General features: G+C 56.9%; 22 protein-coding genes. 13 read left to right on the top strand and 9 right to left on the bottom strand.

The annotated features are described in order from the left end of the window. Positions 1–67 precede the first annotated feature (67 nt). The 7 genes from AC2FIT_RS15280 to trxA are packed head-to-tail and all read left to right on the top strand — an operon-like array spanning position 68 to position 10429. Positions 68–1573 carry a PAS-domain containing protein gene (locus AC2FIT_RS15280; protein ID WP_496830857.1) on the top strand — a complete coding sequence of 502 codons (1506 nt, stop codon included), beginning with the start codon at positions 68–70 and terminating at the stop codon, positions 1571–1573. A 41-nt stretch (positions 1574–1614) separates the two neighbouring features. Continuing rightward, entirely contained in the window at positions 1615–2088 is a 474-nt protein-coding gene (gene tsaE, locus AC2FIT_RS15275) for a tRNA (adenosine(37)-N6)-threonylcarbamoyltransferase complex ATPase subunit type 1 TsaE (protein WP_496830855.1), read from the top strand. Then, entirely contained in the window at positions 2085–3089 is a 1005-nt protein-coding gene (locus tag AC2FIT_RS15270; protein WP_496830853.1) for an aminoglycoside phosphotransferase family protein, read from the top strand. Before tsaE ends, AC2FIT_RS15270 begins: the two co-directional genes overlap by 4 nt. Then, positions 3086–3772, top strand: coding sequence for a nucleotidyltransferase family protein (locus AC2FIT_RS15265; RefSeq protein ID WP_496830851.1), 687 nt, complete (start codon positions 3086–3088; stop codon positions 3770–3772). The genes AC2FIT_RS15270 and AC2FIT_RS15265 overlap by 4 nt, the downstream gene beginning before the upstream one ends. Continuing rightward, positions 3765–6692, top strand: a complete 2928-nt coding sequence (gene addB, locus AC2FIT_RS15260) for a double-strand break repair protein AddB (RefSeq protein ID WP_496830849.1) — start codon at positions 3765–3767, stop codon at positions 6690–6692. The genes AC2FIT_RS15265 and addB overlap by 8 nt, the downstream gene beginning before the upstream one ends. Next, positions 6689–10048: a double-strand break repair helicase AddA gene (addA, locus tag AC2FIT_RS15255; RefSeq protein ID WP_496830847.1), complete on the top strand. Its 3360-nt coding sequence runs from the start codon at positions 6689–6691 to the stop codon at positions 10046–10048. Before addB ends, addA begins: the two co-directional genes overlap by 4 nt. A gap of 60 nt (positions 10049–10108) precedes the next feature. Continuing rightward, positions 10109–10429 (top strand): thioredoxin, encoded by a 321-nt coding sequence (gene trxA / locus AC2FIT_RS15250; RefSeq protein ID WP_068339912.1) that lies wholly within the window; start codon positions 10109–10111, stop codon positions 10427–10429. A 54-nt stretch (positions 10430–10483) separates the two neighbouring features. Here the strand turns inward: trxA and AC2FIT_RS15245 are convergent, their stop codons facing one another. Together AC2FIT_RS15245 and AC2FIT_RS15240 are read right to left on the bottom strand one after the other, a co-directional pair. Further along, positions 10484–11302: a hypothetical protein gene (locus AC2FIT_RS15245; protein ID WP_496830845.1), complete on the bottom strand. Its 819-nt coding sequence runs from the start codon at positions 11300–11302 to the stop codon at positions 10484–10486. Positions 11303–11408: 106 nt separating this feature from the next. After that, positions 11409–11603 (bottom strand): DUF1127 domain-containing protein, encoded by a 195-nt coding sequence (locus AC2FIT_RS15240; RefSeq protein WP_496830843.1) that lies wholly within the window; start codon positions 11601–11603, stop codon positions 11409–11411. 197 nt (positions 11604–11800) lie between these two features. Between AC2FIT_RS15240 and hslV the strand changes: the two genes are divergently transcribed. The 4 genes from hslV (at position 11801) to AC2FIT_RS15220 (ending at position 16349) form a co-directional block, all read left to right on the top strand. Further along, positions 11801–12358 carry an ATP-dependent protease subunit HslV gene (gene hslV / locus AC2FIT_RS15235; RefSeq protein WP_496830841.1) on the top strand — a complete coding sequence of 186 codons (558 nt, stop codon included), beginning with the start codon at positions 11801–11803 and terminating at the stop codon, positions 12356–12358. Between the two features lie 284 nt (positions 12359–12642). After that, positions 12643–13950, top strand: a complete 1308-nt coding sequence (hslU, locus tag AC2FIT_RS15230; RefSeq protein WP_068339974.1) for an ATP-dependent protease ATPase subunit HslU — start codon at positions 12643–12645, stop codon at positions 13948–13950. 378 nt (positions 13951–14328) lie between these two features. Next, complete coding sequence (locus tag AC2FIT_RS15225) at positions 14329–15132, top strand: alpha/beta hydrolase (protein ID WP_496830839.1); 804 nt, start codon at positions 14329–14331, stop codon at positions 15130–15132. Then, entirely contained in the window at positions 15129–16349 is a 1221-nt protein-coding gene (locus AC2FIT_RS15220) for an MFS transporter (RefSeq protein WP_496830837.1), read from the top strand. The genes AC2FIT_RS15225 and AC2FIT_RS15220 overlap by 4 nt, the downstream gene beginning before the upstream one ends. Here the strand turns inward: AC2FIT_RS15220 and AC2FIT_RS15215 are convergent. Genes AC2FIT_RS15215 through AC2FIT_RS15205 form a run of 3 tightly spaced genes read right to left on the bottom strand, consistent with a single transcriptional unit; the run spans position 16346 to position 18629 of the window. Further along, positions 16346–16933: a Smr/MutS family protein gene (locus AC2FIT_RS15215; protein WP_068339898.1), complete on the bottom strand. Its 588-nt coding sequence runs from the start codon at positions 16931–16933 to the stop codon at positions 16346–16348. The two genes, AC2FIT_RS15220 and AC2FIT_RS15215, sit on opposite strands and share 4 nt — an antisense overlap. Further along, on the bottom strand, positions 16933–17973 hold the full coding sequence (mltA, locus tag AC2FIT_RS15210) for a murein transglycosylase A (RefSeq protein ID WP_496830835.1): 1041 nt from the start codon (positions 17971–17973) through the stop codon (positions 16933–16935). Before mltA ends, AC2FIT_RS15215 begins: the two co-directional genes overlap by 1 nt. Beyond that, positions 17970–18629, bottom strand: a complete 660-nt coding sequence (locus AC2FIT_RS15205; RefSeq protein WP_496830833.1) for a Tim44/TimA family putative adaptor protein — start codon at positions 18627–18629, stop codon at positions 17970–17972. Before AC2FIT_RS15205 ends, mltA begins: the two co-directional genes overlap by 4 nt. A gap of 107 nt (positions 18630–18736) precedes the next feature. On the opposite strand from AC2FIT_RS15205, the gene AC2FIT_RS15200 reads away from it, so the two are divergent. Both AC2FIT_RS15200 and secB read left to right on the top strand, forming a co-directional pair. Beyond that, a complete protein-coding gene (locus tag AC2FIT_RS15200) occupies positions 18737–19237 on the top strand; it encodes an FxsA family protein (protein ID WP_496830831.1) in 501 nt (166 codons plus the stop codon). Positions 19238–19291: 54 nt separating this feature from the next. After that, positions 19292–19789 carry a protein-export chaperone SecB gene (gene secB / locus AC2FIT_RS15195; protein WP_068339883.1) on the top strand — a complete coding sequence of 166 codons (498 nt, stop codon included), beginning with the start codon at positions 19292–19294 and terminating at the stop codon, positions 19787–19789. A gap of 27 nt (positions 19790–19816) precedes the next feature. Here secB and dnaQ read toward each other — a convergent pair whose 3' ends face one another. The 4 genes from dnaQ to AC2FIT_RS15175 are packed head-to-tail and all read right to left on the bottom strand — an operon-like array spanning position 19817 to position 22551. After that, positions 19817–20539, bottom strand: coding sequence for a DNA polymerase III subunit epsilon (dnaQ, locus tag AC2FIT_RS15190; RefSeq protein ID WP_496830829.1), 723 nt, complete (start codon positions 20537–20539; stop codon positions 19817–19819). Further along, the gene (gene coaE / locus AC2FIT_RS15185; RefSeq protein ID WP_496830828.1) at positions 20532–21125 is read right to left on the bottom strand and encodes a dephospho-CoA kinase; all 594 of its coding nucleotides are present in this window, start codon (positions 21123–21125) and stop codon (positions 20532–20534) included. The genes dnaQ and coaE overlap by 8 nt, the downstream gene beginning before the upstream one ends. Beyond that, positions 21122–21955, bottom strand: a complete 834-nt coding sequence (locus tag AC2FIT_RS15180) for a shikimate dehydrogenase (RefSeq protein WP_496830826.1) — start codon at positions 21953–21955, stop codon at positions 21122–21124. The genes coaE and AC2FIT_RS15180 overlap by 4 nt, the downstream gene beginning before the upstream one ends. Continuing rightward, complete coding sequence (locus AC2FIT_RS15175; protein WP_496830824.1) at positions 21952–22551, bottom strand: Maf family protein; 600 nt, start codon at positions 22549–22551, stop codon at positions 21952–21954. The genes AC2FIT_RS15180 and AC2FIT_RS15175 overlap by 4 nt, the downstream gene beginning before the upstream one ends. Positions 22552–22595: the final 44 nt, after the last annotated feature.

The raw sequence follows: 22595 nt of genomic DNA, 5'->3' as shown, positions 1-22595 counted from the left end.
ACCATTTCGGCGCATAGTCCCGGTTTTATGTATCTTCCCCTTTCTTCGTGTCAGTCCTGAGGTACGCATGGTCGACTGGATCATTCTCGCCGCGATCAGCCTGGTTTCCGCCAGCCTGGCGGTGCAGTGGCTTTTGCCCCGTCGCAGGATTCAAGGCGACAATTTTGGCCTGTCCTCAGCCGTGTCTTTGTTCGATGCGGTCTTCCTATTCGACGGTGACAGGCTCATCAGCCATTCGGACATCGCGCTGGATGGGTTTGAATCCGTCCGCGAATGGTCCGATCTTTGTCGGCTCTTGCACCGGGATTTCCCAACATTCCCGGAAACGCCCGACGCTGTCCGGCAGGAAGGCGCGCTGGTTATTCCCGCCATTGATTGCACAGTTGAACGAGACGTAATGTGCGAATGGATCGACGGCGTTGTCCGTGTGCAACTGCGTGACCGAATTGATCGCGTCAGACCCCCACAACGCGACGCGCAGAATCCGATCCGCCCTGCTATGGAACAGGCGCCTTACCCGGTCTGGTTGCTGGATCATCAAAGCCAAGTCCGCTCGTGCAATGCCGCTTATGTTTCGTTGGTGCGCAAAGTGCGGGGACAGGATACGGATCTGACCGCCCCGCTGTTTTCCGGCATTCACGAAGATGCACGATTGGGCGCAAAGACCCGTATTTCGATTTCGTCCGATGACAGCGACAATAAGCTCTGGTTTGATCTGACCGTGGTTGATCACCCCGAGGGGTGCATGTGTTACGCGGTCGACATCAACGCCATCGTGGCCGCGGAAACCGCCCAGCGTAAATTCGTCCAGACAATGACGAAAACATTCGCGCAATTGTCCATCGGTCTGGCCATTTTCGACCGAAATCGACAACTGGCGCTGTTCAACCCGGCATTGACTGAGCTGACCACCCTGCCCGCCAATTTCCTAAGCTGCCGCCCTAGCCTTTCCAGCTTTTTCGATCGGCTGCGCGACCAGCACATGATGCCGGAGCCAAAAAACTATCGCAGTTGGCGCAACCAGATGAACGACCTGCTCGAGGCTGCCGAGGACGGCAACTATCAGGAAACATGGTCACTGCCATCAGGTTCGGTCTATTCGGTCAGCGGGCGGCCTCATCCTGACGGCGCCGTGGCATTTTTGTTCGAGGATATCACAGCCGAGATCACGTTGACCCGCCGTTTTCGTTCAGAGATGGACCTGATGCAGTCGGTTCTGGACAAGCTTGCGGATGCCATCGCGGTGTTTGGCGATGACGGAACTCTGGCATTTACCAACCGTGCCTATCAACAACTGTGGAACGAGTCCGGTGAAGCCGGATTTGAGCCCGACACAGTGCTCGAAGTGACACGGAAGTGGCAGGAACACTGCGCAGCCACACCCATTTTAGGCGAGATTCGGGATTTTATGGAAATGCGGGACAATCGCGCCGAATGGTCAAGTAGCCTTCGGCTGCGAAACGGCACCAATCTGACCTGTACGGTCAGCCCAATGCATAACGGCGCAACTATTGTGCGGTTCCGTGTTGAGAGCACGCCTAAAGTCTTGGAACGCCATCATATCAGCGCTTGAACCTGGTTGCAGCCGCCCGAGCATAAGGCCATTGTGACGCCATGACGTTGCACGCCCGTTCGATCACACTGAATTCACCAGAAGAAACATCAGCGCTGGCCGCACGGTTGGGTGCTGAGTTACGTCCGGGTGACAGTATTCTTCTTGAGGGTGAGATTGGAAGCGGTAAAACCCATTTCGCTCGCAGCCTGATCCAATCGCTTATGTCAGTGCCAGAGGACGTGCCCTCGCCGACCTTTACGCTTGTTCAAGCTTATGACACCCCGACCAGCGAGGTTTGGCATTGCGATCTGTACCGGCTGAGTTCGGTGGATGAGATTGAAGAACTAGGTCTAAGTGAAGCCTTCGACTCGGCGATCTGTTTGATTGAATGGCCAGAAAAGCTTGGCCCGCTGATGCCCGAAACAGCCTTGACCGTACGCATGAAAACAGACCCTAACACGATGGAAAAGCGTCAATTTACACTGTCATGGTCGGATCAGAAATGGTCTGGGAAACTGGAGAATGCCATATGACAAACCGGGCTGTTCTGGCCAAAGCCCTGATTGCACAAACTCCGTGGTCGAATGCAGAACGCGTACCGTTGGCGGGGGATGCATCGAACCGCCGATATGAGCGTTTGACTGACCCCGATACCGGCCGCACGGCTATTTTCATGGATTCCCCGCCCGACAAGGCCGAACCGGTGGAAAACTTCATGCGCATGGCCGAGTATCTGCGGAAAATCGGCCTCAGCGCGCCTGCAATTTACGCCGAGGATACGGAATTTGGGTTTCTGCTGCTTGAAGACCTTGGCGACGACCTGTTCGCCAGGGTTTTGGAAAAGAACCCGGGGATGGAGCGCGAATTGTACGAGGCCGCGACTGACGTGCTTGTAGAATTGCATGCGGCGCCGACCCTTTCGCTGCCTTCCTACGACCTGGCACTTATGACCGAATTGGCGGCGTTGTCCTTCACCAAATACGCACAAGCCGTTCTTGGGGACCACGACGCGGATGCGCGCGTCCGTTTCGAACATCGGTTCGCGGACATCTTGCACCACGAAACTTCGGGCAGCAAGGTGGTCATTCAACGCGACTATCACGCGGAAAACATGATCTGGTTGCCAAATCGAAAAGGGATAAAACGCGTCGGGCTATTGGATTTCCAGACCGCAATGCTGGGCCACCCAGCCTATGACCTTATGTCAATGCTTCAAGATGTGCGCCGTAATGTAGCCCCGGGTATCGAGATGCGGATGTTGACCCGCTATATCGCCGCAACTGGAGTGAATGACTACGGTTTCCGAACCGCATACGCAGTGCTTGGCGCACAAAGGAACCTGCGTATTCTGGGTGGATTTGCCCGTCTGGCAACGGAATACGGCAAACCACGGTATGCTGACCTGATTCCGGCCGCGTGGGCGCATCTTATGCGCAATCTGGAACACCCTGCGCTGGCAACCGTCTCTGACTTGCTGCGGACTGCCCTGCCCGCCCCAACCCCGGAGAACTTGGACAGGCTCAGGCAGACATGACCCGAAACCCCGAAGCCGTAATGCTGTTTGCTGCCGGGTTTGGCACTCGTATGGGAGTGCTGACCAAAGACAGGCCCAAGCCATTGATCAAGGTCGCCGGTCGTCCGCTGATCGATTATGCGCTGGAATTGACGGGCGATTTGCGACCTTGCCGTGTGGTGGCCAACCTGCACTACCTGCCCGACCAGCTTGAGGCGCATCTGGCACCAAAAGGCGTGCTGATATCGCGTGAAGACCCGGACATCCTGGAAACTGGTGGTGGGTTGCGTGCCGCATTGCCTTTGCTGGGACGCGGTCCGGTCTACACGCTGAACACGGATGCAATCTGGTCCGGGCCAAACCCCCTGACGCTGTTGCGCGAGGCGTGGAATCCTGACCGGATGGACGCGCTGCTGATGTGCGTACCGATCGAACGAACCCTTGGGCATGCGGGCAAAGGTGATTTTACAGCAGATGCCGAGGGCCGGATCACGCGCGGGCCCGGCTTGGTATTCGGTGGGGCGCAGATCATGAAAACGGACACGCTGATGACTGTGCCTGAGAGAGCGTTTTCATTGAATGTCCTTTGGGACCAGATGCACGCACAGGGTCGCTTGTTCGCAGCCATCTATCCCGGTCACTGGTGCGACGTGGGCCACCCCGAAGGGATTACTTTGGCCGAGGGTTTGATCGCTGATGTTTGAAAGCAGCACTGTGCCCCGTGTTTATGCCGTGCCTCCTGGCACCGATTTTCCAAGGGCATTGATAGACGGTCTGCGTTTGCGTGTAAAAGATCACCCGCCCGAGGCTCTGGCACGGGTGCAACTGGTGGTGAACACCCGCCGCATGGCGCGCCGGGTCCGCGAGCTGTTCGATCAAGGCCCAGCCTGTCTGCTGCCCCGTCTTTCGCTGGTGACGGATTTGGGCGAAGGCCCGGATTTTGCGCAGATTCCACCTGCCATACCTGCGCTACGACGCAGGCTGGAACTGACCCAACTGATTGCCAAGCTTCTGGAACAACAGCCTGATCTGGCCGCGCGATCATCCCTGTTTGACCTGTCCGATAGTCTGGCCGCACTGATTGACGAGATGCAGGGCGAAGGTGTTTCACCTGATGCGATCCGACAGCTGGATGTCAGTGATATGTCCGGACACTGGGCACGCGCGCAGGCGTTTATCGGGATTGCAGATCATTTCATCGACTCCGGCCCCGATGCGCTGGACGCGCAGGCGCGGCAACGACGTGTGGTGGAAAACCTGATTGACCGTTGGCAGGCTGCACCACCGCAGCACCCGGTTGTTCTTGCAGGCTCAACCGGGTCACGCGGTACAACGCTGTTGCTGATGGAGGCCGTTGCCCAACTGCCGCAAGGGGCGCTGATCCTGCCCGGCTACGATTTCGATCAACCGGATCATGTCTGGCAGGGTTTAGACGACGCACTGGCTTCGGAAGATCACCCGCAATATCGATTCCGCAAGCTGATGACCCGGCTAGGGATACAGCCCAGCGAAATCAGGCGCTGGACTGACGACAAGGCCCCGTCGCCTTCGCGTAACCGTCTGATATCTCTGGCGTTGCGCCCAGCACCAATCACCGACGCCTGGATGTCCGAAGGTCCCCGGCTGACCGATCTGGACGATGCAACCAAAGACCTGACATTGGTCGAGGCGCAATCCCCCCGGTCCGAGGCGCTGGCCATTGCCTTACGCTTGCGCGAAGCCGCCGAAACCGGGCAAACGGCTGCTCTGATCACGCCCGACCGGATGTTGACCCGACAGGTCAGCGCGGCGCTGGATCGGTGGAACATCCTGCCCGATGACAGTGCCGGTTTGCCGCTACAACTATCACCCCCTGGGCGGTTCCTGCGCCACGTAGCGGGCCTGTTCGCACGGCGGCTGGAGGGTGAGGCGTTGCTGACCTTGTTGAAGCACCCGCTTTGCCACAGTGGCGGCGATCGCGGCGCGCATTTGCTGCACACGCGCGATCTTGAACTGGATTTGCGGCGTCATGGCCCTCCGTTCCCTGACAGTGCCAGTTTGGCCGGCTTTACCATCCGCAAGGACGTGCCAGAGGGCTGGGTCCGCTGGGTGATCACGCAGTTTTGCGACCAACAGGTTGCGGGTGAATTCCCCTTGTCGGATTGGGTGACGCGCCTGCGCAATCTGGCCGAGGCTATCTCAGCCGGTAGTGAAGGCGAAATCGGAACGCTGTGGGACAAAAATGCCGGTCAAAAGGCCTTGGCAGTTGTCACGGCACTAGCGGATGAGGCGGCGTGTGGCGGTCCGATGACCGCCCATGATTTCGCCGATCTTCTAGGGGCACTCCTGGCTGGGGAAGAGGTCCGCGACCGTGACGCCCCGCATCCGCATATTATGATCTGGGGCACGCTTGAGGCTCGGGTCCAGGGCGCTGATCTACTGATCCTTGGCGGTTTGAACGAAGGCAGTTGGCCCGAAGCCGCCGCGCCAGATCCTTGGCTGAATCGGCAGATGCGCGCCAAAGCCGGGCTGTTGCTGCCCGAACGTCGCATCGGACTGTCGGCGCATGATTTCCAGCAGGCTGTCGGCGCACCCGAGGTCTGGCTGACCCGCGCCACACGGTCGGATGACGCCGAAACTGTCCCATCGCGCTGGCTAAACCGCATAACGAACCTGTTGCAGGGCTTGCCGGGGCAGGGTGGCCCCGAGGCTTTGTCAGCGATGCGCGCCCGTGGGCGGCAGTGGATGAGATGGTCAGAACAGCTTGAGGTCGCGCCACGCATAGACGCGGCACCGCGCCCGTCGCCTCGACCACCGGTTGCGGCCCGCCCGCGACGCCTGAGCGTGACCGAAATAAAACGTCTGATCCGAGATCCTTATGCAATCTACGCCAAGCACGTATTACGGCTGCGCCCACTGGACCCGCTGGTACAAGCCCCGGATGCCTTGCTGCGTGGCATTGTTATCCATGAAGTCCTCGAACACTTCGTCAAGGACAGCGTCCTCGACCCTGCCTTGTTGACCCGAGAAAACTTTCTGAAACGCGCCGACGCCCTGTTGAACAAACACGTCGCGTGGCCCACCGCCCGCAAGCTGTGGCTGGCCCGCCTGGAACGGATCACCGATGACTTCCTCAGCGCCGAGATCGCGCGGCGCAGCGACGGAGGCCCTGTTGCCTTTGAGGCGATGATGAAACTGGACCTGACCCCGCTAGAGTTTACAATCGCTGGCCGGGCAGACCGCATTGACCACAACAGCCGGGGCGCGTTGCGGATAGTGGACTACAAAACCGGCATTCCGCCGAGTGAAACCCAACAAGCCAAATTCGAAAAGCAGCTTTTGATCGAAGCCGCAATGGCCGAGCAGGGCGCCATCGAAGGGTTTGACCCCATGCCGGTGGCCGAAGCGGTCTTTATCGGTATGGGCGGCACCTACAAAGAGGTTTCCGCCCCCCTATCAAAAGAGCCGCCGGACAAGGTTCTTTCCGAGTTAAAAGAGCTGATTTCTGCATATTTAGAGCCGGAGCAGGGCTTCACATCCCGTCGAATGTTGCACAAGGACTCTGACATTGGCGACTTTGACCATCTTGCCCGCTTCGGTGAATGGGATCGGACCGACGACACAACACCTGAGGTTCTGGAATGAGCCCCCGCAATGATGCAACGGAACGGCAGGTGCAGGCGGCGCGGCCCGGTGCCTCGACCTGGTTAGCTGCCAATGCGGGTTCGGGCAAAACGCGGGTTCTGACCGACCGGGTGGCGCGGCTGCTTCTGGGTGGGGTGCAGCCGCAACATATCCTCTGCCTCACCTACACCAAGGCAGCCGCCAGCGAGATGCAGAACCGGCTGTTCAAACGGCTTGGTGCGTGGGCCATGCTGGCGGATGATCGGTTATCGGAGGAACTTACCGATCTGGGGTTGCAGGGCGCAATCGACCCGGATCGACTCGCGCAGGCGCGTACCCTGTTTGCCCGCGCCATCGAAACGCCGGGCGGGTTGAAGATTCAAACGATCCATTCGTTCTGCGCCTCATTGCTGCGGCGGTTTCCTTTGGAGGCCGGGGTCAGCCCGCAGTTTTCCGAGATGGAAGACCGCGCGGCAGCCCTGCTGCGCGAAGAGATTGTCGAAGATTTCGCCGAGGGTCCTCAGGCTGCGTTGATTGAGGATGTTGCCCGGTTCGTTACCGATACCGGGTTTGAGAACCTTACTGCTGCGATCACGCACAAGCGCAATCTGTTTGCATATCCAATGGCGTGGCCCGATCTGTTGCAACGGTTCGATCTGCCCGAGGAGTTTGACGAAAACACCCTTCACGCCCAGGTTTTCCTTGGAGGTGAGATCGAACTGATCCGCTCAATGCTGCCCGCGCTGACCGAAAGCGGCGGGAACAACGCCAAGGCTGCCGCCAAGCTGTCCATGTTCACTGATACGCAGATCAGCAGTCTACCCTTGTTGGAAAGCGTTCTTTTAACTGGAAAATCCGCAAAAGAACCTTTCTCTGCCAAGATCAACGGCTTTCCAACTAAAAACCTCCGCGAAGGGGCACTGGCGGGTCAGATGCCTCAGTTAGAGGCGTTCATGCTGCGCATTGAAGCCGCGCGTGAACTCCGCCTGGCATTGGTCGCAGCACGCAAAACGCATGTTCTACACCGTTTTGCGGCAGCATTCCTGCCCGAATATGAACGACGCAAGCAATTGCGCGGTTGGCTGGACTTTGATGATCTGATCCTTCGCGCAAGGCAGGTTCTGAACGATCCGGCAGTGGCGGAATGGGTGCTGTACCGTCTGGATGGCGGTATCGATCACATCTTGGTGGACGAGGCGCAGGATACCAGCCCCGATCAATGGGATGTTATTGAAAAACTGGCGCAGGAATTCACCAGCGGGGAAGGGGCCCGAGCCGGGGTTGAGCGCACGATTTTCGTAGTGGGTGACAAAAAACAATCGATCTATTCCTTTCAGGGTGCCGACCCGCAGGCCTTTGACCGGATGCAGCAGGAATTTGGGCGCAGATTGACGGAATCAGGCTCTAAATTGTGGGATTCGACATTGGAGTATTCCTTCCGCTCCTCCAGCGCGATCCTGTCTTTGGTCGATATCCTGTTCGAAAATCGCACCGATGCCGGATTTCACAAGGACAGTTTGCATCGTGCGTTTAAGTCGGATTTGCCGGGTCGTGTAGACCTGTGGCCAGTGATCGAAAAGGTCGATGAGGACGACGACGGGGACTGGACGGACCCGGTAGATCGCCCCGGCGCGCGGCATCACACCGTCCTTCTGGCCGAGAAGGTGGCCAAGTCGATCAAGGACATGATCGACAGCGGCGAAACAATTCCAGAAGATGACAGCGCTCCGGGAACGTTCGTTCGGCGCAGGGTGAAACCGGGAGATTTCCTGATCCTCGTCCAGCGTCGCTCGGACCTGTTTGCTGAGATCATCCGCGCCTGCAAGGCCGAGGGTCTGCCCATCGCCGGGGCCGACCGGTTGAAGGTAGGTGCAGAACTGGCGGTAAAAGATCTTGCGGCACTGCTGAGTTTTCTAGCTACGCCCGAAGACAGCCTATCGTTGGCCACGGTGTTAAAGTCACCTCTGTTCGGTTGGAGTGAACAAAAGCTGTTTGATCTTGCCCATCGCCGGCAAGAGCAGTTCTTATGGGCCGCGCTGCGTCGTCGCGCAGCTGAATTTCCGGAAACGCTGGCGATCCTGAACGATTTGCGCGGACAGATCGACTTTTTACGACCCTATGACCTAATTGAACGCATCTTGACCCGTCATGACGGACGCCGAAAGCTGTTGGGGCGACTAGGGGCCGAAGCCGAAGACGGAATAAACGCGCTACTATCGCAAGCCCTTGCGTATGAAAGGACGGATATTCCCAGCCTGACCGGATTTCTAGCTTGGATGCAGACCGACGATCTGGAAATCAAACGGCAGATGAGCGGCGTCGGCAATATGATCCGGGTGATGACGGTGCATGGCTCCAAAGGGCTTGAAGCGCCAATCGTGATCCTGCCGGACACTGGCAAGCGGCAAGCACCACGTGATGCAGAAATCATGGTGGCCGAGGGAACGCCGCTGTGGAAAGTCTCTGCCGATGCCTCTCCGACGCTAATCGCGCAGGCACGGACCGAGGCGCGGCAGCGGGAAGAGAATGAGCGGCTTCGCCTGCTGTATGTGGCTCTGACACGCGCAGAAAAGTGGTTGATTGTCGGTGCCGCAGGGGATGTCGGCAAGGACGGAACCAGCTGGTATCAGATGGTTGAGGACGCAATCAAACGGGCAGGGGCCACGCAGATATCCGGTTCGGAAACACTGCGTCTGGCACATGGGGATTGGACCGCGCCGCCGCTTGAACAGCACCCGGAAACCACGGAAAGGCCAACGCCATTACCCCCGCAGTTCTTAATCGTGGCCGCTGCCCCAGAACCACCGCTTGAGACGCTCAGCCCGTCTGATTTGGGTGGGGCAAAGGCCTTGCCCGGCGATCCCGGTCAGGATGAAGAAGCCGCCAAGCTGCGCGGCACACGTCTACACTTACTGCTTGAACATTTGCCGGCGGTCCCGCAAGAAAATTGGCCGCAGCTCTGCGCTCGGGTTCTGCCCGATATGCAAGATACGGAACGGCAGACGCTTCTGAACGAAGCGCAGAATGTCCTGACGGCAGTTCATCTAAAGCCCGTTTTTGCGACCGATACCCTGGCCGAAGTTCCAGTAACAGCCAACCTGAACGGGCGGCGTATCCATGGGGTCATCGACCGGCTGATCATATCCGAGACCGAGGTTCAGGTAATTGATTTCAAAACCAATATCATCGTTCCTGACGACCCTGCAGCCTGCCCCGAAGGCGTGCTGCGCCAGTTGGGTGCATACCGTCAGGCGTTGACACAAATCTACCCCGGTCGGAACATTCGAACGGCGATCCTGTGGACGCGAACAGCCGACTTGATGTGGTTGCCACACGATCTTGTGACGGATGCCCTGGCCCGTACCCAGATATCTTGACCTTAGTCTGACCCATCCCTACGTTCGTTTCCCAAGTTTACCCCATTCAGGAGACAGAAAATGTCGACCGTAGCTGTAACCGACGATACCTTTGACGCCGAAGTCAAGAATTCCGACATCCCCGTTGTTGTCGATTTCTGGGCCGAGTGGTGTGGCCCCTGTAAGCAGATCGGCCCCGCACTGGAAGAGCTGGCCGCTGAATATGGCGACAAGATCAAAATCGCCAAGGTAGACGTCGACAGCAACCCGAACTCTGCGGCTGCAATGGGCGTTCGTGGCATCCCGGCACTGTTCATTTTCAAGGATGGTCAGGTAGTCTCCAACCGTGCGGGCGCGGCACCGAAAGCAGCGCTGCAAAGCTGGATCGACGAATCTATCTAAGCTGCGCGTATTTCAACGAACGGGCGTCGCTTTGCGGCGTCCGTTTTTCTTTGGCTAGCCAGACCTTGCCGCGTTGATCCACTCCGGAGGCAAATCAAGTGACGGACCATTGGGCCTGTGCCGTCGGTCCAGCGGGTGTGGGAACTGCATTGCTGGTCTCATCTGTTTCGCACGATCACGCCGCACAAAGGTTGCCTCAATCACGCGGGGGAAGGTTTCACCCTCGATATCCACCGTGCCAGACGCATTGTTGGGATGGATATGAGAACAGAGAAACCCGTCTTTCAACGCCGACAGCGCCGGGAAGGCCCGTTTGAAAGATGCCGGTTTGGTCAGGATTGACGGGATACGGTGTAGTTCCAGCACCACAATGCGAAACCGGTGCAGATAGTCGGGCGGCAGGGTCGACAGGACGTTATATTCGGCCCCTTCGATATCCATTTGCAGGATCATGTCACCTTCATCCACAGCGAACTGATCCATCCAGTCCCGCAATGAGATGACATTTTCGCCAGTCTCTGCTGCCAAGTGTTTTTTGACGAAAACCGAATTGGGTATATCCAGCATCGGTTCATCAACCGATCCGTCTGCCATGAAAGACGGAATACCGTGTTTTGCCAGATCAAGCTCAAAACTAGATTGCTGGGACACACCCGGAGAAAAACAAGCCACGATGCCGTCAAGATCATTGGGCAGCAAGTAACCGCCATCGCCAAAATCACCGACACGGATCAGTTTGTGGCCAAGGTAAAACGGCCTGATCACCTCGGCAAAGAATGCCCGTCGGTCGGCTGTCGTAATGTCGGGCTTGGGCATCGACGGCATGGCCGCTCCGCTATGGCTGAATTTTGCTGGTTCCCAAAACCGTGTCATTTAAAGACGCCGGTTTCAAGCTAGTGCCACAACGATGTCATTGCCTGAAAAAGAAAAGCCGCCCCAAGGATGGGCGGCATTTTACTTTGCAAAAGTTAATCGCAAGTCAGATTTTGTCGATTTCTTCGCGAGTCAGACCAATGTCGTCAAGCTGTGCATCACTAAGCCGTGACAGGGCTGCACGTGTTTTACGAGTTTCATTCCACGCGACTGCTTTTTCAAACGTTGCGAAGAACGCGTCCACTACGTGCAGGATGGTAGCTGCTCCGAGCGGCGCATGGATATTTGCGGTGGTTGCCATTTGCGCATTCCTTCTAACTGAAACAGCCGACCCGTCGTCGGTTGCAAGTCTCATTTAGGACCTTGGCGCGAGACTCACAATTGCTCGTGCGGTAACCCCGAATTGCGATTTTTGCATATCTTTTGTGCGGTTTGTGAACTGTTGCGCTGCGGGCGAGTCCGGCCCATATAGAACGGCAGACGAAAACGGAGATTTTCATGGCGGACAGCGATTTTCCCGGTTGGCACGGAACGACCATCATTGGCGTAAAAAAGGGTGGTCACGTGGTCATTGCCGGTGACGGACAGGTCAGCCTTGGCCAGACCGTGATCAAGGGCACCGCCCGCAAGGTCCGTCGCCTGTCGCCAGGCGGTTTCGAAGTCGTTGCTGGTTTCGCCGGGTCGACTGCTGACGCCTTTACCCTGCTCGAGCGGCTGGAGGCCAAGCTTGAGGCGACGCCCGGCCAACTGGCCCGCGCGTCGGTCGAATTGGCAAAAGACTGGCGTACGGACAAATACCTGCAAAAGCTTGAGGCGATGCTGATCGTTACTGATGGTACAGATCTGTTGGTGATTACCGGTGCAGGGGACGTGCTGGAACCGGAACACAACGTGGCGGCCATTGGGTCAGGCGGCAACTTTGCCCTCGCCGCAGCCCGCGCGATGATGGACAGCGACAAATCGGCAGAAGACGTCGCGCGCGAGGCGATGGCGATTGCTGCCGATATTTGCGTCTATACCAACGGCAAACTGACGGTTGAGACGATCTCGGGCTAACAACGCCTTGATCTCTTGTCCTTGCCAGCACAGGTGCATGTCGATCAGGACCAGGAACACTGAGAATTGGCGGGTGATCTTGGCAGGTCTCGACATCTCTGCGCTCCTGACCTTCAACGTACTGATATCAGTAACAGGGTGCGGGTGTTTTACCTATGAAAGCATTTGCAAACGGGGTGGGGCATTGCTAACCAACGCTGCCAAGGAAAAAGACTTGGTTGTTTTCGTAAATACGGTACCTACCTAAACCCAAGTTTTGCCATGCCGACCGAAAGGACTGCGTTTTGACCGACCTGACCCCGCGCGAGATTGTCTCGGAACTGGACCGTTTCATTATTGGTCAGAAAGACGCCAAACGCGCCGTGGCCGTGGCGTTGCGCAACCGTTGGCGGCGCAAGCAACTGGCCGACGATATCCGGGACGAGGTTTATCCCAAAAATATCCTGATGATCGGCCCCACCGGTGTCGGCAAGACCGAGATCAGCCGCCGTCTGGCGAAACTGGCCCGCGCGCCCTTCATTAAGGTCGAGGCCACCAAATTCACCGAGGTCGGGTATGTAGGCCGTGACGTGGAACAGATCGTGCGCGATCTGGCTGATGCCGCCATCATCCAGACCCGCGAATACATGCGCGAGGACGTTAAGGCCAAGGCGTATCAAGCCGCCGAAGACCGCGTCATCGAAGCCATCGCAGGCACCGACGCCCGTGAAGGCACGCGTGAGATGTTCCGCAAAAAGCTAAAAGCCGGTGAGCTGGACGATACGGTAATCGAGCTTGAGCTGTCGGATACGTCAAACCCCATGCCGATGTTCGACATTCCCGGCCAACCCGGCAGCCAAATGGGCATGATGAATCTGGGCGATATCTTTGGCAAAGCTTTTGGCGGGCGGACCGTCAAAAAACGCATGACCGTGGCAGAAAGCTATGACGCGCTGATCGGGGAAGAGGCCGACAAGCTGTTGGACGATGAAACCGTCAACCGCGTGGCGTTGGAGTCGGTGGAACAGAACGGCATCGTGTTTTTGGACGAGATCGACAAGGTCTGTGCCCGCTCGGACGCGCGAGGCGGTGATGTTAGTCGCGAGGGCGTGCAGCGCGACCTGCTGCCTTTGATCGAAGGCACCACGGTGTCCACCAAGCACGGTCCGGTAAAAACCGACCACATCCTGTTCATTGCATCAGGCGCATTCCATATCGCCAAGCCGTCGGATCTGTTGCCCGAACTACAGGGCCGTCTGCCGATCCGAGTGGAATTACGCGCCCTGACCGAGCAAGACTTCGTTCGCATCCTGACCGAAACCGACAACGCGCTGACGCTGCAATACACCGCCCTGATGGGAACGGAAAACGTCACCGTCAGTTTCACCGATGACGGTATCGCCGCGCTGGCGCGCATTGCCGCAGATGTAAACCAAAGCGTTGAGAATATCGGTGCGCGGCGGCTTTACACCGTGATGGAACGGGTGTTCGAAGAATTGTCCTTTACCGCGCCCGATCAGGCCGGGGCCGAGATCACGGTGAACGCCCAATTTGTTGAGGATAATCTGGGCGAGTTGACACGCTCGGCGGATCTGAGCCGGTACGTTTTGTAACGCCCCTGAACGGTTTTCTACTCATGTCGCTAGACGTGAGCCGAGAATACGATAGCCTGTCGCAAAAGGTCGTAAGGACCCTGTTTGATGCGCTATCTGATCATTTTATTTTTTTCGCTTTCCCTCGGTGCCTACGCTGACAAGACGGGAACTGAAATCGTGCCTACTGCTGCATCTGTTGGAACACCAAAAACAGTGTTTGCAAGCACAACACGGGCGCGTGAACTTGATGGCTCTTACGGTTTCAGGCGCGCTGAAAAACTGCGGTTTTTAGAAACTACGGTTTCCATTCCGCCGACGCATACACCGGGGACCCTGAAGTTTTCATATGCCAATCCAAACCCGCAAAAGGAGTTTGTTCTTGCAAACGAGATTGACTTGAGCGGGCCGCAGGGTTTGCGGCAGCGTTTGCGCGGTCAAGACGATGTAACGATCTTTGTTCACGGCTACAATTCCACCCAGACTGAAACCATTTTCCGCGCGGCTCAACTGACTCATGATGTCGGTATTCCGGGCGCAACACTGGTCTATTCCTGGCCCAGTCGCGCGACCGGTTTTGGATATGCCTACGATCTGGATAGCATGCTGTTCGCCCGCGATGGCTTGGAGCAAACCATTCGAGAGTTGAAATCCATGGGCGTCAAGCGCGTTATCGTCGTAGCGCATTCCATGGGCAGCGCCCTTACGATGGAGATGATGCGCGAGGCCGAGTTACGGGAACCAGGATGGGCCAACAAAAACATCGCGGGCCTCGTTCTGATTTCCCCGGACCTGGATGTGGATCTGTTCCGCTCGCAGATGGAACGGATAAAAACTCCGCCTGATCCTTTCATTGTCATGGTTTCCAAGAAGGACAAGATCCTGAATGTCTCTGTCCGCCTCCGGGGTACGGATGAGGGTGAGAGACTGGGTAATATAAGTTCGATCAGCATGTTAGAGGAATTCCCAATCAACGTGATCGACACAACCGCATTCAACAGGGATGCTGAATCTTCGCATTTCGTTGCGGCAACGTCACCTGCCTTGCTGGCCATCCTCAGCTCGGTCCGTCGTGTCAGTAATACATTCAGACCAGATGAACGGCCCATCGACATTCTGGTTCCGCCCAATGAACGTAATCCTGACGGTGCGACCGAAATCATCCTGACGGAGACGGGACAGGCCCAGGTGTCTAATCCGTGAATTCATCAAGACTGCGCGGCTTTCTGATCCGGAATGCCACCTGGCTAAGCGCCGGTGTGCTTCTTACGTTTCTGTCCAGCTTTGGGCAGACCTTTTTCATCTCGATCTTTGCCGGTAAAATACGTGAGGCCTATGGGTTAAGCCACGGGGCTTGGGGCGGTCTTTATTCATTGGGTACTACCGTGTCCGCCATCGTGATGATCTGGGCCGGAAGTCTGACGGACATATTTCGCGTTCGCAACCTTGGGCCGGTCGTGCTGACCGGTCTGGCATTTGCTACTTTGACAATGGCGATGAACACCGCGCTTTTCCTGTTGCCGGTTGTGATCTTTCTGCTGCGTCTATTCGGACAGGGGATGAGCATTCATCTGGCGCAGGTCGCCATGGCGCGCTGGTTCACCACAACACGCGGGAAGGCTTTGTCAATCGCGTCGCTGGGGTATGCGATTGGGGAATCGCTGCTGCCGGTCGTTTTCGTCGCCGCTATGGCGCTGGTTGATTGGCGTCTGTTGTGGGTGGTGGCCGCAGGTATTACGCTTATGGGCATCCCGCTTTTGATGAAGCTGCTGCGTCAGGAACGGACCCCCCAAAGTCTTTCGGCAGAACACACTGCAACCGGCATGCGCGATCGTCATTGGACCCGGCGCGAAGCGCTGTTCAATCCCTTGTTCTGGTTCATGGCGCCGTCAATCCTTGCGCCATCGGCTTTCATCACCGCGTTTTTCTTTCACCAGGTGCATTTGGCACAGGTCAAGGATTGGCCGCATATCCAATTGGTCGCCCTGTTTCCGATATTTACCGGAGTGGCAATCCTATCGATGTTTATCGCCGGCTGGGCGCTGGACAAGTGGGGGACTGCGCGGATGATGCCCTTCTATCAATTACCGATGGCCTTAGGTTTCGCTTGTCTGTCGGTTGCTGATACCATCAGCGGCGCGTTGATCGGTCTGATCTTTCTGGCGCTTACCGTCGGTGCGCATAGCACATTGCCCAGCGCCTTTTGGGCCGAGTTCTACGGCACCCGCCACATTGGTGCGATCAAAGCCCTTGCGACGGCAGTCATGGTTCTGGGGTCAGCCATAGGCCCGGCGCTGACCGGTATCCTGATCGACTACCATGTTTCGCTTGGCACGCAGTTTCTGTGGATCTCGGTTTTTTTTGTTGTTGTCTGCGGTCTGGTCTGGATAGGTATCCGCCGCGCCCAGGCCGAGTTCTAGCGGTTGCGGCGCAGATAGACATAATAAGCGCCGTCGCCACCATGGCTAATATGGGCGGGTGCAACTTGCAAAACGGCCTGCGCCAGCGGTGGAATAGAAAGCCAGTGCGGAACCTGATTGCGTAGCACGCCCCGCGGCGTTGGAATCGGGCCGGGTTCGTCGCGGTCTTTGCCTTTGCCTGTCACCACCAGAACCAGACGCTTGCCCTGCGCTTGCGCCGTCAGAATGAACCGGATCAGGGCAGGGTGCGCGGTGTCTACGCGCATACCATGCAAGTCCAGCTTGCCTTCCGGCTTCAGCTTGCCGCGTTTCATCCGGCCAAACGCCTTGGTGTCCATCTGTACCGGGCTGGCCCACAAGCTGTCCGTGACCGAAGGTTTCAACCTGTGGTGCTGTGGTTTGACCGGAACATTCTGCCCTATCTCAAAACCCTCAAGCCGCATCCGCGGTGTTTTAGTTGGTTTTGGTTTGGGTAACGTGGTGGGATGCACAGATTGCGGTAGCTCGGGGTGCAGACGTTCAGCCTGTTTGGTGACCTTGCGCCACAGCTCGATCTCTTCTTCAGTCAGTTTGCGCCGGGTCATCAGTATTCATCCGGGATCAGGGCATAGGCCCGCTGGATCGGCAGCAACAGGACCATCCGGCCCGGGTCTTTCAGGTGCCCGGCCTCCTGCCCGGCAGCGTCGCCAGTACCAAAGAAGATATCCGCCCGCTGCGCCCCTTTGATCGCTGCGCCAGTGTCCTGTGCGATCATCAATCGACGCATCGGCGTTTTACCGTCCTTTTCGATCCAGACCGGAGCACCAAGCGGCGTGTAAGTCGGATCGGCGGCAATGCTGCGCATTTTCGTGACGGACCGGTTCATCGCCCCCAAAGGCCCAAGTTCCGGCGCGACCCGTGTCACTTCACGAAAAAAGACATAGGAGGGGTTGTGAAACAGCAATTCTGCCCCTGCTTCGGGGTTTTTGCGCACCCAGGCACGGATCATCTGGGCGCTGACCTCATGCGCGCCCAGCAGACCCTGCCGTATCAACTCGGCACCGATTGAGCGATAGGGATGCCCATTTGCCCCGCCATAGCCGACGCGCAAGGTGCTTCCATTCGGTAGACGGATGCGGCCCGAACCTTGGATTTGCAAAAAAAACAATTCCACCGGGTCGTCAACCCAGGCGATTTCCAAACCCCGGCCTGCCATTGCATCACCACTCAGGATTTCCCGGCGGCTCAGCCACGGCCCATCAGATCGGGCTTCGGGGGGCATCTTGTAGATTGGGTATTTGAAGCGATCCGTTCGGGTCCGCGACCCCTGCAATTCGGGTTCGAAATACCCCGTGAACAAGGCTTCCCGCCCATCTTCGACCAAAACCGGGCGAAAGAACAATTCAAAGAATGATCGCGCGGCACCTGGCTCATATGTTCGGGCAACGCCACACAGGGCGCGCCAGTCTGGATCATTCAAATCACTACAGGTATTCAGAAAAACCGAAAGGGCCGCCCCATGATCGTCGGCGGCCCAGCCTTCCAGCTCATTAAACGACAGTATGGATCGTGTCGTCTCGCCCCCGGCGGCGCTTGCGGTGGTCATCGCGCCCACAAGAAAGAGCGACCGGAGTTTGGCAATCATGCGTCCGTTGCAACAAGCAGCCAGTTTGGATCGTCCGAGCCCATCACGCGGGCAAAGGTCCAGCTGTCTTTCTGGCGTTTGACCGTGTTTGGACTGCCTTCGATGATATCACCGCCGCGATCCCGCACGACCGACGTCAGCTCAGCCACGAATTTCATCGTTATTTCGGCCTGGTTGGTGTCCTTGTCAAAAGACACATCAGCCAGCGTGGTTTCACGGACACCGATGAACTCAGCCTCGATCGTCAGGCCCTGATCTTCGCGGGCGGCGACGACGGATACAAATGTTTCGAAAACCTCTTCGGAAAGGAAAGGCTGTATTTCGTCCAGGTTTCCTTTTTCAAACCCCATAACGATCATTTCATACGCGCCGCGCGCACCCTGCACGAATTCGGTTACCGAAAAACTCGGCTCAATCCGCTTCATCGCGGCAAGGGTTTGTGCCTGTTCGCTGTCCTCGGCGACATGGTCGGTGATGTCGTGATCCGGGCCGCCTTCGATCACCTCGAACCCGCTACGGGCCTTGTGTGTTTCTGGTTGTTGTTGCACAGGGGGTTTTTCAAAACCCTCACGCGTGCCCAGCACACTTCTCAGACGTAGGATCAGGAAAACGGCAATTCCGGCAAGGACCAGCAACTGGATCATCGGTTCGTTCATTTCATCCTCTTTTCAGGTCGCGGCTTTGTATGCGCGGCCTCTTGCCATTATGTAGGTGACAGTTCGTGGCAAGTCCACCGCCCGGCCTTTAGTATAGGATAGCGCAGATGTACCTGTTCTTGGCATTTTTATTGGTTCCGATTATCGAAATCGCCCTGTTCATTCAGGTCGGTGGTCTGATCGGCCTGTGGCCAACCTTGGCGATTGTAGTTCTTACAGCCGTGATGGGCACCATTTTGGTCAGGACACAAGGTCGCATGGCATTAGCCAATCTACAGCGTTCCTTTGCTGAACTGGACGACCCGACTGAACCGCTGGCCCATGGGGCGATGATCCTGCTATCAGGTGTTCTGCTGCTGACGCCTGGGTTTTTCACGGATGCGATTGGATTTGCACTACTTGTTCCCGCGGTGAGACTGTCAGTGTACCGCTACTTGCGGTCCAAAGTAACCATCGCGCAGTTTCAGATGGGTCCCGGGCCACAATCGCGACCCGGATCTTCGGGGTCCGATCAGGGCGACGTGATAGATGGTGAGTTTACGGAGGTAAGGCCGCGCCAGGAATCTTCGAAGCCGTCGAAATGGGTAGAGGGCCCGCACCGGCATTGAGGTGCCGCGCCCAACTTGCTAAGCAGTGGCAAATTACATTTTTGGAGTAGATCCATGGCCGAAGAAAAAGCTGCAGAAAACACTGCAGCCCAAGCTGCCCCCCAGGTTCAGATGCGCGTTCTGGGACAATTCATCCGCGATATGTCCTTTGAAAACGTCATGGCACAAAAGGGCGTGTCCGGTGACGTACAGCCCGAGATTGCGGTTCAGGTCAACCTCGACGCAAAAAAACGCTCGGCTGAACATCAGTACGAAGTTGCGATCAAGCTGAACCTCAAGTCGAAAGCAAAGGGATTGGAGGATATTCTGTTTCTTTGCGAAATCGACTATTGCGGTTTGTTCCACGTAGAAGGTGTTGCCGAAGACCAACTGCACCCGTTCCTTCTGATCGAATGCCCCCGCATGTTGTTCCCGTTCCTGCGTCGCATCGTCAGCGACATCACTCGTGACGGTGGCTACCCGCCAGTAAATCTCGACAATATCGATTTCGTTGCGCTGTATCGCAACGAACTGATGCGCCGTCAGGCCGAAGCACAAAAAACCGAAGCCTAAATGGTTTGACCCGCGTCGCGGCAAGCCTCAGGCGCGGGTCCACAAGGCGTTTTCGCCCAGTTTCTGCACAAATGCGTCGTGCGCGGCTTGTTCTTCTTCGGTGACCTTTGACGTCAAAGGGGTCGGGCGAGGGGTCGGGCGCCATTCCTCTTGACTGCCGGAAATGGACGAAACGGTGGTGGACAGCCCAAAATCCGGTTGTCGTCCACCAATCAGTTCCAGATAAACCTCGGCCAGAATTTCCGAGTCAAGCAACGCCCCGTGCAGCACCCGGTTCGAATTGTCGATACTGAACCGCCGGCACAATGCATCAAGTGAAGCTGGCGAACCTGGGAATCGTTTGCGCGCTATTGCCAATGTGTCCAGTGCCTGATCCATCGGGATTGGCGGTAAACCCATCCATTTAAGCTCGGCGTTCAGGAACTTCATGTCGAAGGACGCGTTATGGATCACCAGCTTGGCATCACCGACGAATTCACGGAAACCCTGCCCAACTTTCGCAAAAACTGGCTTATCTTTCAGCGTGACCTCGCCTTTTTCCGGCGGGCGAGGGTTTTCCAAAAGGTCAGGTCCAATGCCGTGCACACCAAATGCCTCTTCGGGCATTGAGCGTTCGGGATTTATATAGACATGGTATGTATCACCCGTCGCCACATGGTTCCAAAGCTCAACCGCGCCGATTTCGACAATCCGGTCACCACTTTCTGGGTCGAACCCTGTCGTTTCGGTATCAAGTACGATCTCACGCATCTGCAATTCCCGCCCGTATCTGCCTGACGACATCCTGCACCTGTGCGCGGGCATGGTCCAGTGTATCGGTCACAATCACATAGTCCGCACGCGCGCATTTTTCATCGTTCGGCATTTGCTTGGCCCGAATCTGTTCGAACTGCGCCTCAGTCATCGTTCCGCGTGCCATAGCGCGGCGTTTTTGTTCGTCGGCCGGAATTGAAACACAGGCCACCGCATCCATCGCAGCGTCTCCGCCCGTTTCAAAGAGAAGGGGAATGTCGAACACCAATATATCTGCGGCTGCTTGGCTGCGGAAAGCGGCCCGGTCCATGGCCACAAGCGGGTGAACAATGGCCTCGATCTTTTTCAATGCGTCGGGGTTCCGCGCGATAATTTCTTTCAGGTTTATTCGACTTACAGCGCCGTCTATAATTGCCTCTGGAAACGCGGCCCTCATGGGTTCAACAGCGGCTCCTCCTATTGAATAGAGTCTGTGTACAGCCGCATCTGCGTCCCACAGCGCGCAGCCTTCATCGACGAACATCTGGGCTGTTGTGCTTTTGCCCATACCGATCGAACCAGTTAGGCCAAGCGCAAAACTCATCCCAAAACCGCCGCGCGCAGGTCATCTGTCACTTCAGGTCGGGTGCCGAACCAGCGTTCGAAACCAGGTACTGCTTGATACAGCAACATACCCAACCCGTCGACGGTGGTACAGCCAGCCTCTTCCGCTGTTTGAAGCAGCTTTGTCTTTAACGGGGCATAAACCAAATCTGTCACAACAGCACCCGGTTGCAGCCCGTCCAACGGCACCCGTAGTTCCGGCTGCCCTTGCATCCCCAAAGAGGTCGTGTTTACCACCAGTTCGGCCTCTTCAATGACATTGCCGGCCTGTATCCAGTCAACAACAGTTATGCGGTCGCCAAATTCTTCTTTCAGTTGGTCAGCTCTGGCCTGGGTACGGTTGGTCAGCATGATCTTGGGTACGCCTGCCTCAAGCAAGCCCTGCAATACCGCGCGCGATGCACCACCAGCCCCGAACACCACCGCCGGACCATCTGAGGGCGACCAATCCGGTGCGCCATCGCGAAGATTCTGCATAAAACCAAAGCCGTCGGTATTGTCGGCATAGATCTTGCCGTCTTCCCCAAAAAACAGGGTATTTGCAGCACCGATCAGCTTGGCACGCTTGGAGACAAAATCCGCCAGGCGCAAAGCCGTCTCTTTATGAGGGACGGTGACATTCGCCCCGACAAACCCAGCTTTTGGCAAAGACCGAAGCACCACACCCAAGTCATCAGGTGCGACATCCATGGGGACATAGTGGCCGGCAAGCCCATATTTCTTAAGCCAGTGCCCATGGAGTTGCGGCGATTTCGAATGCGCAATCGGGTGCCCAATCACCCCGGCCAACGGAATTCTGTGCTGCGTCATTGATCAATCACCCCTTTAACACTCAAATAATTAAGCAGTTCCAATAGGGGCATACCCAAGACATTAAAATAGTCGCCGTCAATGGTTGCGAACAACCGGACGCCTTCCTCTTCCAGTTTGTACCCCCCCACGGCATGCTGGATACTGTCCCAGTTGCGATCAATATAGCCGCGCAGATATGCATCTGAACTCATCCGCATGCGCAAACGTACCTGCCCCACATGACGCCAAAGCGGCTGACCATCCTGATAGATCACCGCGGCCGACAACAGCATATGCCGTTTGCCACGCATCGCCTTAAGCTGAGCCAACGCGTTCTCGGGCGTTGCTGGTTTCGATAATAACTGTCCTTCGAAATCAAGGACTTGATCACAGCCCAGAACCATCGCTCGGGGGGTTTTTTCGCTGATCTTGCGCGCTTTCATTTCGGCCAATGCATCGGCGATATCGCGGGGCGGTGCCTTTTCGGCCAATAGCGCTCGTTTCACAGTCTCTTCGTCCACGCGTGCAACCTGAACAGAGAACGGCACGCCTGCATTCTCCAGCAGCTTTGCGCGGATAGATGAGCCCGAGGCCAGAATGAAGGGGACAGACATGTGGAAAACCCCGTGTGCAAGTCGTTGAAGCTTCTTGAACGGTT

It is taken from the genome of Ruegeria sp. YTSA135 (genome assembly GCF_059610165.1).
Note: the sequence above shows the minus strand (reverse complement) of the source record. Positions and strands in the feature narration are given on the sequence as shown.